Source organism: Flavobacterium sp. Flavsp81, from assembly GCF_059491325.1.
Genome location: NZ_CP168505.1, coordinates 3759731 through 3774068, shown reverse-complemented (window position 1 = coordinate 3774068; position 14338 = coordinate 3759731). Strand labels below are relative to the sequence as shown.

11 protein-coding genes are annotated in these 14338 nt (G+C 34.6%); 6 read left to right on the top strand and 5 right to left on the bottom strand.

The annotated features are described in order from the left end of the window. Positions 1–39: 39 nt before the first annotated feature. Positions 40–1281, bottom strand: a complete 1242-nt coding sequence (gene odhB / locus ACEN92_RS15825) for a 2-oxoglutarate dehydrogenase complex dihydrolipoyllysine-residue succinyltransferase (RefSeq protein WP_495639308.1) — start codon at positions 1279–1281, stop codon at positions 40–42. A 152-nt stretch (positions 1282–1433) separates the two neighbouring features. Beyond that, entirely contained in the window at positions 1434–4208 is a 2775-nt protein-coding gene (locus ACEN92_RS15820) for a 2-oxoglutarate dehydrogenase E1 component (RefSeq protein ID WP_495639307.1), read from the bottom strand. 116 nt (positions 4209–4324) lie between these two features. Between ACEN92_RS15820 and ACEN92_RS15815 the strand changes: the two genes are divergently transcribed. Further along, complete coding sequence (locus ACEN92_RS15815) at positions 4325–4879, top strand: hypothetical protein (RefSeq protein WP_495639306.1); 555 nt, start codon at positions 4325–4327, stop codon at positions 4877–4879. Between the two features lie 88 nt (positions 4880–4967). On the opposite strand, the gene ACEN92_RS15810 is transcribed toward ACEN92_RS15815, so the two are convergent. Genes ACEN92_RS15810 through ACEN92_RS15800 form a run of 3 tightly spaced genes read right to left on the bottom strand, consistent with a single transcriptional unit; the run spans position 4968 to position 7065 of the window. Continuing rightward, positions 4968–5324 (bottom strand): hypothetical protein, encoded by a 357-nt coding sequence (locus ACEN92_RS15810; protein ID WP_495639305.1) that lies wholly within the window; start codon positions 5322–5324, stop codon positions 4968–4970. Continuing rightward, the gene (locus tag ACEN92_RS15805) at positions 5321–6049 is read right to left on the bottom strand and encodes a hypothetical protein (protein ID WP_495639304.1); all 729 of its coding nucleotides are present in this window, start codon (positions 6047–6049) and stop codon (positions 5321–5323) included. The genes ACEN92_RS15810 and ACEN92_RS15805 overlap by 4 nt, the downstream gene beginning before the upstream one ends. A 41-nt stretch (positions 6050–6090) precedes the next feature. Next, on the bottom strand, positions 6091–7065 hold the full coding sequence (locus tag ACEN92_RS15800; RefSeq protein ID WP_495639303.1) for a polyprenyl synthetase family protein: 975 nt from the start codon (positions 7063–7065) through the stop codon (positions 6091–6093). Between the two features lie 253 nt (positions 7066–7318). On the opposite strand from ACEN92_RS15800, the gene ACEN92_RS15795 reads away from it, so the two are divergent. From ACEN92_RS15795 to ACEN92_RS15775, 5 genes are all read left to right on the top strand, one after another. Beyond that, on the top strand, positions 7319–7840 hold the full coding sequence (locus ACEN92_RS15795; protein ID WP_495639302.1) for a YceI family protein: 522 nt from the start codon (positions 7319–7321) through the stop codon (positions 7838–7840). Between the two features lie 109 nt (positions 7841–7949). Beyond that, on the top strand, positions 7950–8549 hold the full coding sequence (locus tag ACEN92_RS15790; RefSeq protein WP_495639301.1) for a TetR/AcrR family transcriptional regulator: 600 nt from the start codon (positions 7950–7952) through the stop codon (positions 8547–8549). 14 nt (positions 8550–8563) lie between these two features. Next, positions 8564–9898, top strand: coding sequence for a TolC family protein (locus ACEN92_RS15785; RefSeq protein ID WP_495639300.1), 1335 nt, complete (start codon positions 8564–8566; stop codon positions 9896–9898). Between the two features lie 8 nt (positions 9899–9906). Further along, on the top strand, positions 9907–10974 hold the full coding sequence (locus ACEN92_RS15780; RefSeq protein WP_495639299.1) for an efflux RND transporter periplasmic adaptor subunit: 1068 nt from the start codon (positions 9907–9909) through the stop codon (positions 10972–10974). Between the two features lie 71 nt (positions 10975–11045). Further along, complete coding sequence (locus tag ACEN92_RS15775; protein ID WP_495639298.1) at positions 11046–14222, top strand: efflux RND transporter permease subunit; 3177 nt, start codon at positions 11046–11048, stop codon at positions 14220–14222. The last annotated feature ends 116 nt before the right edge of the window (positions 14223–14338 follow it).

Genomic DNA, 14338 nt, shown 5'->3' with positions numbered 1-14338 from the left:
ATTTTAGTATTATTATAAAAACTATAAAATTATTTAAAACTATAGTTCCAATGCTCTTTTAGCATCTCCGTTCATCAATAATTCTACTGGATTTTCTAGTGCTTCTTTAACAGCAACCAGGAAACCAACTGACTCACGTCCGTCGATAATTCTATGGTCATAAGAAAGTGCTACGTACATCATTGGGTGAATTTCAACTTTACCGTTTACAGCAATTGGACGCTCGATAATGTTGTGCATTCCTAAGATTCCAGATTGTGGAGGGTTGATAATTGGTGTAGACAACATAGATCCGAAAACACCACCATTTGTAATTGTGAATGTTCCACCAGTCATATCGTCAACAGTGATTTGTCCGTCACGAGCTCTTAGAGCCAATCTTTTAATTTCAGCTTCGATTCCGCGGAAAGTTAAAAGTTCAGCATTACGAACAACAGGAACCATCAATCCTTTTGGTCCTGAAACCGCGATTGAGATATCTGCGAAATCGTAAGCAATTTTATAATCACCATCCATCATTGAGTTCACATCAGGATACAATTGTAAAGCTCTTGTAACTGCTTTTGTAAAGAAAGACATGAATCCTAAACCAAGACCACCGTGTTTCGCTTTGAAAGCATCTTTGTACTCATTACGAATCTGGTTGATTGGTGTCATGTTAACTTCATTGAAAGTAGTCAACATTGCTGTTTCGTTTTTAGCAACTACTAATCTCTCCGCTACTTTACGACGCAGCATTGATAATTTTGTACGCTCAGTTCCACGGCTTCCACCAGTTGGAGTTCCCATTGAAGGTACTGCATTTACAGCATCGTCTTTTGTAATTCTTCCACCTTTTCCAGTTCCTGAAACTGTTGCCGGTGCAATGTTTTTTTCGTCTAATATTTTTCTTGCTGCCGGAGATGGAGTTCCGGTAGCATATGTTGCTGCTGCAGCTGGTGCCGCTTTTGGGGCTTCTGCCTTAACCTCCGCTTTCGGGGCTTCTGCTTTCGGAGCTTCCGCCTTTGGAGCCTCAGCTGCCGGAGCAGATCCTGAAGGTTTTGCACCATCAGTATCGATTAAACAAACTACCGCTCCTACTGCTACTGCATCACCTTCTTCTGCTTTTAGGGTAATGATTCCGCTCATTTCAGCTGGTAATTCAAGAGTTGCTTTGTCTGAATCAACTTCGGCAATAGCCTGATCTTTTTCTACATAATCTCCGTCTTTTACTAACCAAGTTGCAATTTCTACTTCTTTTATTGATTCCCCTGGTGATGGGACTTTCATTTCTAAAATCATGTTCTGTTATTTTAAATTATGAATTTTATATTTTAATTGTTCCGTGAAGAACTTTCTTATTTTTATTTTTTAGCCCTAATGGAAGCGATATCCTTTTTCTGGCTTCTTTTAGCCGGGAAAAGATTTAGCGGACAGCAGGAATCAGCTCCTTATTATCTGAATAAATCTTTATCAAAAACCATTCTGATAGCATCTGCGTGACGGCGTTTTGCACGAGTATAACTTCCTGCAGCCGGAGCAGCGTATGCTTTTAACGAAGCCAGTCTCCATTTTACAAGATCAAAGTTCATTAACATAAAGCTGTAGGCTCCCATGTTTTTAGGCTCTTCCTGTGCCCAGACATAATCATCTGCTTTTGGATATTTTGCAATGATTTCTTTGATTTGCTCAGCAGGGAAAGGGAACAATTGCTCGATACGAACTACTGCAACATCTTTTCTTCCGTTATTTTCTCTTTCGGCAACAATATCATAATAGAATTTACCTGTACAGAAAACCAAAGTTTTTACATCTTTCTTGTTTACTGTATTGTCATCGATAGTTTCCTGAAAACTTCCTGTTGCCAATTCATCAACTGAAGACACACATCTTGGATCACGCAGTAAGCTTTTTGGAGAAAAAACAACTAAAGGTTTACGGAAATCTGTTTTCATCTGTCTTCTCAACAAGTGGAAGAAGTTAGCCGGCGTTGTACAATCTGCAACATACATATTATGTCTTGCGCAAAGTTGTAAATAACGTTCCATTCTTGCAGAAGAGTGTTCTGCACCTTGTCCTTCGTATCCGTGTGGCAATAATAAAACAATTCCGTTTTGGTTGTTCCATTTGTCTTCACCACATGAAATATACTGGTCGATCATAATTTGAGCTCCGTTTGAGAAATCTCCAAATTGCGCTTCCCAAATAGTTAAGGCATTTGGATTTGCCAAAGCATAACCATAATCGAATCCTAAAACTCCATATTCTGATAAAAGTGAATTGAAAACTCCGAATTTTCCTTTTTTGTTTTCGATCTTATCCAATAAGATTACTTCCTCTTCGGAATCTTCTACTTTAACTACCGCATGACGGTGAGAGAAAGTACCACGCTCAACATCCTGACCTGAAATTCTGACATCAAATCCTTCAGTTAAAAGCGAACCATAAGCCAATGCTTCTGCAGTTCCCCAGTCTAAAGTATTATTATCATATCCTGTTTTTCTGTCAGTTACAATTTTGGTAATTTTGTTAATGAATTTTTTATCTGATGGTAATGTTGATATCGTATTGATGATAGAATCCAACCCTTTTTTATCGAAAGTAGTATCTACCTTTTTCAACATCGCATCATCAGAAACCTGTTGGAAACCACTCCATTCATTTTGCATGAATGGTGTTATAATGGTCAAGGTTTTTTTACGGGATGCCTCTAAATTTTGTTCAAGATCTGCTTTGTATTCTTTTTCTAATCCGTTTACATAATTACCATCAATAACTCCTTCTGATAATAATTTCTCCGCATAAATATCTCTTGGATTTTGATGTTTTGCAATGATTTTATATAAAACCGGCTGAGTGAAACGAGGCTCATCACCTTCGTTATGACCGTATTTTCTATATCCTAATAAATCGATAAATACATCACGTCCAAATTCCATTCTGTAATCTAAAGCAAAAGATACAGCATGTACAACTGCCTCTGCATCATCAGCATTTACGTGTAATACAGGTGAAAGTGTTACTTTGGCAACATCTGTACAATATGTAGATGAACGGGCGTCTAAATAGTTTGTTGTAAATCCAACCTGATTGTTGATCACGATATGAATGGTACCTCCGGTTTTGTAACCGTCCAATTGTGCCATCTGAATGATTTCATACAAAATACCCTGACCTGCAATTGCAGCATCTCCGTGAACGGCGATAGGTAATACTTTTGAGAAATCATCAGCATAATATTTGTCTTGTTTTGCTCTTGTGATTCCTTCAATTACTGCTCCAACCGTTTCTAAATGCGAAGGGTTTGGTGCTAAATTGATATTGATGCTTTTTCCTGTTCTTGTTTTTTTGTCAGCCGTAAGACCTAAGTGGTATTTTACGTCACCGTCAAAATATTCCTGATCGTAATCTTTACCGTCAAATTCGCTAAAGATATCCTGAGTTGATTTTCCGAAGATGTTTGCCAAAACGTTCAAACGGCCACGGTGAGCCATTCCCATTACGAATTGCTCTACTCCTTTTTCAGCAGCTTTTTCAATCAAAGCATCCAAAGCCGGAATGATAGTTTCTCCACCTTCTAATGAAAATCGTTTTTGACCTACATATTTAGTATGCAAAAAGTTCTCGAAAGAAACGGCCTGATTTAATTTATTAAGGATATTTTGTTTTTCTTCTGTAGAAAAATCAGGCTGATTATTATTAACCCCTAATTTATCCTGAATCCATTTTACAACACCAGGGTTTCTGATGTACATATATTCAACACCAATATGCTGACAGTAAACCGCTTTAAGACGGGTAATGATATCCTGCAAAGAACAAGGAGGAACTCCGATAACCTGAGCTGCATCAAAAACAGTAGAAAGATCTGCAGTTGTTAAGCCGAAATTTTCAATATCCAAAGTTGGTGATGATGTTCTGCGATCACGAACCGGATTTGTTTTAGTGAATAAATGACCTCGTGTGCGATAGCCATCAATTAATTTTAAAACATTAAATTCTTTTTGTAATTTTTCTGAAACCTTACTGTAATCTGTGTTATCGCTAGTTACATATTCAACGATTTGCTGAACCGGATTTTCGTCATTATAAGTAGTCATTCCAAAATCGAAACCCTGGAAAAAACTTCTCCAGCTTGGCTCAACGCTATCTGGGTTTACTAAATATTGATCATATAATTGTGCGAAAAACTCTGTATGCGCTGCATTTAAAAATGAAAACCTATCCATAATATGTTTGAATATACTTTTTGTTAAATAGAATGGCAAAAGTACAACAATCGAGATTATTTAAATCGTTTTTTTACGTACTTTTACGTAAAAATTTGTTAAAAATTGATCTAACTATGAGAAAAATTCATCTTTCAATCGTTTTCAAATCATTTTTTGTGATTATGGTTAGTCTGTTTTCAAATCTTATAATTGCTCAGGACGAAAACAATGTAATCGATAACAATACTCATTTTTGGAAAAAAGTACAGTTTGGCGGTGGATTAGGACTAGGAATTGGTTCCGGTTATACTGATATTTCTGTAATGCCAAGTGCTATTTATAATGTAAATGAAATTGTTGCTGTTGGTATAGGGTTGCAATTTGGTTATTTATCTTCCAGAAATTATTATAATTCATATGTTTACGGTGGAAGTATAATTACACTGGTTAATCCAATTCCGGAAATTCAATTATCTGCCGAATTAGAACAAGTAAGAGTAAATACAGATTATAAAGCAAATAATAACAGACCCGCTTTTTCTGATAATTATTGGAATACAGCCTTATTCCTGGGAGCCGGTTACAGAACCGGAAATGTAACCATCGGCGCTCGTTATGATGTTTTGTTTGATGAAGAAAGAAGTCTTTACGGATCTGCTTTTATGCCTTTTGTGAGGGTTTATTTTTAAAAGGGTTCAAAGACTCAGAGTAACAAAGGTTCAAAGTTTTTATATTGCAGTTTGAAAGAAACTTTTGTTACTTCGCAACTTTGTACCTTTACTTAAAATTATTCCTAAACCAAACTTTCTGCCATTCTCTTTTTAAGATTAAAAAAGAAACTTGTTCAGCCAGAATCACTAAATCTGAACCGTCGAGTTGTTTTATTTCGATTTCCGAAACGTCTATTATATAAAGGAGATTCAGATATTCAGCAAATTTGTACTGAATCATTCGATATATTTTTTCGTGGAGCTGGATTTTTAATTCATCAGGCGAAATACTTAAAGGAAAATCAATTCCTTCGTTAGCCAGATTAAAATCTTTATTAATCTGTTCAATTAACTTAAGATATAACGCCTCGTTTTCGGCTTGCTGAAGCAATAATTCAGTTGATTTTGGAGCAATGAAATTCATTCTGTTTTCTTTTTATTTTCCCGGATACCTACAATTTTAGCCAATAACACATCTCCACCGGCATAGAAAAAAACCGCTCCCATTGGAGGATTTGATGTGGGAATAAACCCAAACACATCAGGGTTCCATGCCCAGCACTTAAAATAAGTCCCTGCCAACTCAATAAATATAACACAAAGCGCAATAAAACAATAAAGATTCTGCCAGCCTTTTTTTTTCAAAAGTAAAAAAAACAGAATCCCAAAAAATAGCGAAAAATAATCTTTTAAAAATACTCCAACACTTAAAAACAGGATAGCGAAAAAGTAAAGGAAATATTTCCTTAAAGAAAACTCTTTATTAATTGACCAGTTGGTATTTGCATAAACATAACCTGAGGCATAAACAATAGCATGTCCAAAAGGCACATACAAAGGAATCATTGGAGTTCTATACTCATACATCCCTAATAGTTTACAGAAAATCAACTCTCCAATATAGGAAAGTCCAACCATAATGAGCATCAGTTTTCTTAATTGGAGTTTTGAGGCAAAAAAGAAACCTGCAAAATAAAGAATACTTAACACATTTGTAAGCTGCCTTGCATCAAAATAGTGTTCTGTAAAAAAAACAGAGTCAATTCCTAATGCCAAAACTGTAAAAAACGGAAAACATATTGCAAAAAAGAATTGCAGTTTTACGTTATTTGTTTCGGAATTTAAAAAAACCGTTTCTATTTTATCCATCAGGTATTTATATTGAAAAGCGGAATTTTTAAGTTAAAAAACTACACAATTCTTTGCATTAAATTTTGACCAAAACTTCTTAATATTTCTTTTTTATCGTTATCGATATTCATTTTATCCAAAGTACTGAAAGCTTTTAGTGTATATTCTTCTATTGCCTCCTGGGTTATTTTATCTGCGCCTGAGGCAATAAAAATAGTTTTGGCTTTCTCAATTTTAACTGAATTATCTTCTATTTCACTTTCAAACAATTCTAATAATCGTTGTTTATCATTTGAATCAGCAAACTCTAATGCTTTAAGATACAGATAGGTTTTTTTATTTTCTATAATATCACCGCCCACTTGTTTACCGAAAGTTTCAGGATCGCCAAAAGCGTCTAAATAATCGTCCTGAAGCTGAAATGCAAGACCTAAATTCAAACCGAAATCATAAATTAATTCGGCCTCCTTTTCAGAAGTGTTAGCTACAATCGCACCCATTTTCATGGCAGCAGCTACTAAAACCGCTGTTTTATATTCGATCATTTTCAGGTATTCCGGGATTGTAACATCTTTGCGGGTTTCAAAATCAACATCCCATTGCTGCCCTTCACAAACTTCAAGTGCTGTTTTACTGAATAATTTTGCTAAAGCAACAAAAACATTCGGATCATATTGTTCAAAATATTGATACGCCAGAATAAGCATCGCATCTCCTGACAGAATCCCGGTATTTATATTCCATTTTTCATGAACGGTTACTTCTCCTCTTCGCAGAGGGGCATCATCCATAATATCATCATGGACCAAAGAAAAATTATGAAAAACCTCTACTGCCATAGCAGCAGGAAGCGCTAATTTATAATCAGCATCAAAAACTTCAGCAGCCATTAAAGTCAATACGGGACGCATGCGCTTGCCGCCAAGCCCTAAGATATATTCAATAGGTTCATAGAGATTTTTAGGCTCTTTATGTATGTTTTGATTTTTTAAATAACTGACAAAAAAATCCTGGTATTGACTAATAGTATGCATAATGAAATTCTGGTTTGCGAGGCTCAAAGATACAATTCATATATGAATTATTACTTTAATAATATTAAGGATGCCAATTTAAAAATTACTTACAAAAAAGCCTTTTCAAATTATTTTTAAAAAAAACTTGGAAACTTTCTTGGTGTTTAAAGTTTCCTGTTTATATTTGCAATCTCAATTGGAAACTTTAAACACTGTAAAAGTTTCCGAGGAAAGTTTAGATGATTTATAAACTAACAAAAACCAAATATTTATGAAAACTACATGGACCATAGATTCTAGCCAATCAGATGTTTTGATAAAAATGAGACATTCGATTATTGCCTACATGGGAGGAACTACAAACCAATTTGGCGGTTATGTGAATATTGAAAACAATGAAATTGAAGATGCTTCGGTTGAATTCTCTCTGGACATAAATAATAAGAAAGACAGTTTCCAGCAAATTGACACACATTTGCAGCTCAACGACCTGTTTAATGTGAATGAACATCCAATTATAAGTTTTAAATCTACTTCTTTTCAAAAAGTAAATAATAACATTAATTTTTTTAAAGGGGATTTAACCATAAAAGATATTACCAGAGTGGTTGAACTTGATGCTGAATTTATTGGGATTAATACCTATAACGGAGAGAAAAAAGTAGCTTTTGAAATTAAAGCGGATATTAAACGTCAGGACTTTGGACTGGATTATAATTCCTATAATCATAATGGAGGATTAGCCTTGGGGAAAGATATTAAACTAATTGCTAATTTAGAATTTAGCATATAAATCCTATGTTTAGGATAATAAATTAACGTAAAATTATTACAAAATAGCGGAAACTATTTTTGCAGGAAAAGTTTCCTTCTTATATTTGTAAGTCAATTTGGAAATTAAGATGAAAGATAAAATAATAGCCAAAGCAAGTGAACTGTTCCTAAAACTGGGTTTTAAGAGCGTCACTATGGATGATATTGCAGGTGAAATGTGTATTTCTAAAAAAACGATTTACAAATATTTCTGTAATAAAGAGGTTTTAATAGTAGAAAGCACTTCAATGGTTCATAAGCAGGTACATGAAATTATTGATACTATAGTTGCTAAAAATTATAATGCAATTCATGAAAATTTTGAAATCAGAGAAATGTTCTGTGACATGTTTAAAAATAATATTGATTCTTCTCCTATATATCAGTTAAAAAAGCATTATCCGGAAATCTATCATAATATAATGACTACGGAAATTGATCTGTGCAGTCAATGGTTTAAAGAGAACATCGAAAAAGGAATTCGGGAAAAACTTTACCGGGAAGATTTAAATAAAGATGTCTATGTGAAATTTTATTACACTTTGATTTTTCATATTAACGAAAATACAGTCTCGGAAAAAGAAGCCCAAAAAATGGAATTGGAAGCTTTGGAATATCATACCAGAGCAATGGCAACACCCGCGGGCATAATAGAATTAGAAAAACAACTTAAAAAAATTATTACTTAAATATTCATCAATCTATGAAAAAAATAATTCTTATATTTTTGTGTACAATTGGCCTGTCTGCCAATGCACAAGTCACAACTTTAACATTAAAGGATGCTGTTACTTATGCGCTGCAAAATAAAGCCGAAGCAAAAAAAGCAAAATTAGACGTTGAAAACAGCGAATATCAAATTCAGGAAGTACGTTCGAGAGCATTACCTCAAATTATTGCTAACGGAAATTTAACTTACAACCCAATCTTACAGACAAACGTAATTGATGGGAGTTCGTTTGGACAGCCTGGTACAACCATTCAGGCAACTTTTGGACAAAAATGGACCTCAGGAGCGGGAGTTTCATTAACCCAGGCTTTGTTTGACTTATCTGTTTTTACAGGTTTAAAGGCAGCAAAATCTACCCGTCAATTTTATCAGATCAATGACCAATTAACAGAAGAACAAGTAATTGAAAGAGTTGCAAACAACTATTATCAGGTGTATGTTCAACGTCAGAAATTAATTTTATTAGACAGCAATTATGTCAATACTACTAAAGTTCACGACATTATTAAAGGGCAATTTGATAACGGTTTGGCAAAAAAAATTGATTTGGACAGAGTCAGTGTAAAAATGTCAAACATCAGTACACAGCGTCAACAAATTTTGAATGCGGTACAGTTACAGGAAAATGCCTTAAAATTTTACATCGGAATGCCTATGGAAACTCAAATTGAGATTCCACAATCTGAATTTGAAGTGACTCCTGCTGCTTTAAGTGAGGCTCCTAATACTGCAAACAGAACAGAATATTTGCTTTTGAAAAAACAGGAAGAATTATTGATGTTTCAAAAAAAATCGGTTGAAGCTGAATATTACCCTACCCTTTCGTTGTCTGCCGGATATAATTATATAGGACAAGGTCCTGAATTTCCCTGGTTTGCAAAACCTGCAGATGGTGTATATTGGTCTGATTACTCAGCGATTGGTTTGAATTTAAGAGTGCCTATTTTTACAGGATTTGGTACTCGTGCCAAAGTGAGACAGGCAGATGTAAAAATCAGATCACTTCAGGAAGATATCAAAGACACCCGACTTTCTCTTGATTTAGAATACAAAAATGCAACTACTCAAATTCAAAATAGTTTGATTACAATTGAAAATCAAAAAGAGAATATGACTCTGGCAGGAGAAATTCTGACTAATACTAAAAATAATTATTTACAAGGACTGGCTTCATTAACCGATTTATTAGATGCAGAAAATGCATCTATCGAAGCACAAAACAATTATACCTCAGCAATATTAGATTACAAATTAGCTGAAGTAGCACTAATCAAATCAAAAGGGGAACTTAAAACACTTATTAAATAACTAACAAAATGAGAAAAATTATTATAACAATTGTAGTCATAGTTGGAGCATTAGCACTAATTGGATTCGTATTAACTACAAATAAGAAAGAGAATAAAGCCAAAACGGATATTGTAGCAGAGAAAAATGCTGCTGTATCAGTTAAAGTAACTCCTGTAAAAACAGAAGAAGTTTCATTAGACTTCGTAGCTAACGGAAACTTTCAACCTATTCAGGAATTAACTTTTTCTGCAGAAAAATCCGGAAAAGTAATTAGTGTTTTAGTAAAAGAAGGTGATTATGTAAGAGTAGGCCAAACATTATTAACAGTAAGGGGAGATGTAATTAATGTGAGTGCTCAGGCAGCAGAAGCAGCGTATCTAAATGCGAAATCTGATTACAGCAGATATGAAAATGCATTTAAAACGGGTGGTGTAACTAAACAACAATTAGATCAGGCAAAATTAGCTTTAACAAATGCTCAATCTAACTATACACAAGCTAAAATTAATGTAGGGGATACCAGAGTAAAAGCTCCAATAAACGGATTCATCAATAAAAAATATATTGAACCAGGATCTATATTAGCAGCTACGCCGGCAACAGCATTGTTTGACATTGTAAATGTTTCTAAATTAAAATTAAAAGTTACAGTAAACGAAAATCAGGTAGCGAGTTTAAAATTAGGAAATCCTGTAAGTGTAACAGCAAGTGTTTATCCTGATAAAACTTTTTCCGGAAAAATTACTTTTATCGCTTCAAAAGCTGATGAGTCTTTGAATTTCCCTGTTGAAATTGAAATCGCAAATAACACAAATAATGATCTGAAAGCGGGTATGTACGGTACAGCAAATTTTGCATCAAACCGACAAAAACAAAACCTTATGGTTGTACCTAGAAATGCGTTTGTAGGAAGTGTAAGCAGCAACGAGATTTTTGTAGCTGAAAAAGGTATCGCAAAATTAAGAAAAGTAACTTCGGGAAGAATCCTGGGAGATAAAGTAGAAATTATCAACGGATTATCTGATGGAGAATTGGTAATTGTGACTGGTCAAATTAACTTGCAAGACGGAAATAAAATAGAAATTATTAAATAATTTAAAGCATTAAGCTACACGCCATAAGCATTAAGCTTATTGCCTAAAGCCTAAAGCCTAAAGCAAAAAACATGAAATTAGCCGAAATATCCATAAAACGTCCGTCGTTGGTAATTGTACTGTTTACAATTCTGACTCTTGGTGGATTGTTCAGCTACAGCCAGTTAGGCTATGAGCTGATCCCAAAATTTGAACAAAATGTTATTACAATTTCTACAATTTACCCTGGAGCTTCTCCGAGTGAGGTAGAAAATACCGTAACCAAAAAAATTGAAGATGCGATTGCATCCTTGGAAAATATCAAGAAAATTGACTCTAAATCTTACGAAAGTTTGTCTATTGTGTCAATTACTTTGACTTCAAATGCAAAGGTCGATTTCTCTATGAATGACGCACAGCGAAAAATAAACGCGATCATTAGTGATTTACCGGATGATGCCGAAACGCCATCGTTAACCAAATTTTCCCTGAGTGATTTGCCAATTATGACAATTGGTGCCAACGGAAAAATGGATGAAGCTGCATTTTATGACTTAATTGATAAAAAAATAGCGCCTATTTTATCTCGTGTGCAAGGTGTTGCTCAGGTAAATATTATTGGTGGTTCGGAGCGTGAAATTCAGGTAAATCTTGATGCAGTAAAAATGCAGGGTTACGGGCTTTCAATTCCTCAGGTTCAGCAAACTATTTTGACTTCGAACTTAGATTTCCCAACAGGAAATATTCAGACACGTGAGCAAAAAATATTAATTCGTTTAGCGGGTAAATATAAAAATGTTGAGGAATTAAGAAACTTAGTAGTCTCCTCTCAAAACGGAATTCAGATTCGTTTAAGTGATATTGCCGATGTTCAGGATACTCAAAAAATAGCTGAAAAAATATCACGTGTAGATCAAAAAAGCGCGATTGTTTTACAAATTATTAAGCAATCTGATGCAAATGCAGTAGCAGTAAGTGAACAATTATTAAAAACAGTTGCACAACTTGAAAAAGATTATGAAAAAAATCAATTAAAATTAGAAGTTGCAAAAGACAGTACAATCTTTACTTTGGAAGCTGCAGATTCTGTAGTTCACGATTTATTGATTGCAGTAATTTTGGTGGCCCTTGTAATGTTGTTCTTCTTACATAGTATCAGAAACTCATTGATTGTAATGGTTTCGATTCCGGCATCTTTGATTGCTACTTTTATTGGTATTTATTTGATGGGATATACCTTAAATTTAATGAGTTTATTAGGATTATCACTGGTGGTAGGTATTCTGGTCGATGATGCGATTGTGGTTTTGGAGAATATTTACAGGCACATGGAGATGGGTAAAAGCCGAATTCGTGCATCATACGATGGAACTGCCGAAATTGGTGGAACAGTGACTTCGATTACTTTGGTAATTGTCGTGGTATTCCTTCCGATTGCAATGAGTTCCGGTTTGGTTTCTAATATTATTACACAATTTTGTGTTACCGTAATTATATCCACTTTATTGTCGCTTTTGGCTTCATTTACAATTATTCCCTGGTTATCATCCCGTTATGGTAAATTAGAACATATTGAAGGAAAGAATTTATTTGGAAGAATCATTCTTGGTTTCGAAAGCTATTTAACGCGTTTTACAAACTGGGTTTCTGAATTATTAACCTGGTGTTTAGATCATTATATTAAAACCATTTTAATTGTATTGGTATTGTTCTTCGGATCGACAATAGGATTAATGGGTGGAGGTTTCATTGGTGGAGAGTTCTTCGCTTCCTCTGATAGTGGAGAGTTTTTAGTTCAAATCGAAATGCCGAAAGATGCTTCTTTGGAACAAACCAACTTCATGACTCAAAAAGCAGAAGCCTATTTAAAAGCACAAGAATATGTTCACAGTCAGATTACAACGGTAGGACAAACTTCTGAAGGTTTTGGAGCATCGCAGGCTACAGCGTACAAAGCTGAGATTGACGTAAAAATGATCGAACAAAAAGACCGTACTGATGATGCAAACGTTTATGCTGCAAAAATTAAACGCAAACTGGAGAAAGTATTAGTTGGAGCAAAAGTTAAAACAGTTCCAGTAGGTATTTTAGGAACTGCTGAAGATGCAACTTTAGGATTAATTGTAACAGGTCCATCTACAGAAGCTGCTATGGCTTTTGCAAAATTAGCTGAAGCTGAATTACGTACAATTCCAGGAACAACAGAAATTAAATTAACTGTTGAGGACGGAAATCCTGAAATTAACGTAAAAGTAGACCGTGATAAAATGGCTGCATTAGGATTGACTCTTCAAACAGTTGGTTTAACCATGCAAACAGCTTTTAGCGGAAATACAGATGGTAAATACAGAGCTGGTGAATACGAATATGATATCAATATCAGATACAATGCTTTCGACAGAAAAAGTATTACTGACGTTAGTAACTTGATTTTTGTAAATGCAGCAGGACAGCAAATTAAATTGTCTCAATTTGCAGATATTACAGAAGGTTCCGGACCTAGCCAGTTAGAGCGTAGAGACAAATCTGCTTCTGTAACTGTAAAAGGACAAAACGTTGGGGTGCCATCAGGAACAATTGTAACGCAATGGCAAGCGAAGTTAGACAAACTTAAAAAGCCTGCCGGTGTAAACTACATCTGGGGTGGTGATCAGGAAAACCAAAGTGAAGGTTTTGGAACTTTAGGAATTGCATTATTGGCCGCCATTATTTTAGTTTACCTTGTAATGGTTGGGCTTTATGATAGTTTTGTTCACCCGTTTGTAGTATTGTTTGCTATTCCGCTTTCGTTTATTGGAGCGATGTTAGCTTTAGCTTTAACAAACAACTCATTAAATATCTTCACAATTTTAGGTATTATCATGTTGATTGGTCTGGTGTGTAAAAATGCGATTATGCTTGTCGATTATACCAATCAGCGAAGAGCTGCAGGTGAATCGATCAGAACAGCATTAATCCAGGCAAACCACGCTCGTTTACGTCCGATTTTAATGACGACAATTGCGATGGTATTTGGTATGTTCCCAATTGCACTGGCATCAGGAGCAGGAGCCGAATGGAAAAATGGATTGGCCTGGGTAATTATCGGAGGATTAATTTCTTCTTTATTCCTAACCTTGATTGTGGTTCCTGTAATTTATAATATCATGGAGAAAATTATTCATAAATTCTCTAAAGGAGATAAAATCGATTACGAAGCTGAAATGGTTGCTGATTATGAGCATACCGAACTAAGCGAAGACGGTTTTAATCCGAAACATACCCACTAATACATCATTTAATTTTGTATTTAAAGCCTGCTTATTTACTTGAGCAGGCTTTTTTATTTATATTTCTTATTTGGAATAAATAAAAATAATTTGCTTTGCTTTGATTCATGTATTAG

Bases quoted from the DNA above. Each gene is read 5' to 3' on its own strand.
- odhB (WP_495639308.1), bottom strand. From the start codon at position 1,281: ATGATTTTAGAAATGAAAGTCCCATCACCAGGGGAATCAATAAAAGAA.
- ACEN92_RS15820 (WP_495639307.1), bottom strand. From the start codon at position 4,208: ATGGATAGGTTTTCATTTTTAAATGCAGCGCATACAGAGTTTTTCGCA.
- ACEN92_RS15815 (WP_495639306.1), top strand. From the start codon at position 4,325: ATGAGAAAAATTCATCTTTCAATCGTTTTCAAATCATTTTTTGTGATT.
- ACEN92_RS15810 (WP_495639305.1), bottom strand. From the start codon at position 5,324: ATGAATTTCATTGCTCCAAAATCAACTGAATTATTGCTTCAGCAAGCC.
- ACEN92_RS15805 (WP_495639304.1), bottom strand. From the start codon at position 6,049: ATGGATAAAATAGAAACGGTTTTTTTAAATTCCGAAACAAATAACGTA.
- ACEN92_RS15800 (WP_495639303.1), bottom strand. From the start codon at position 7,065: ATGCATACTATTAGTCAATACCAGGATTTTTTTGTCAGTTATTTAAAA.
- ACEN92_RS15795 (WP_495639302.1), top strand. From the start codon at position 7,319: ATGAAAACTACATGGACCATAGATTCTAGCCAATCAGATGTTTTGATA.
- ACEN92_RS15790 (WP_495639301.1), top strand. From the start codon at position 7,950: ATGAAAGATAAAATAATAGCCAAAGCAAGTGAACTGTTCCTAAAACTG.
- ACEN92_RS15785 (WP_495639300.1), top strand. From the start codon at position 8,564: ATGAAAAAAATAATTCTTATATTTTTGTGTACAATTGGCCTGTCTGCC.
- ACEN92_RS15780 (WP_495639299.1), top strand. From the start codon at position 9,907: ATGAGAAAAATTATTATAACAATTGTAGTCATAGTTGGAGCATTAGCA.
- ACEN92_RS15775 (WP_495639298.1), top strand. From the start codon at position 11,046: ATGAAATTAGCCGAAATATCCATAAAACGTCCGTCGTTGGTAATTGTA.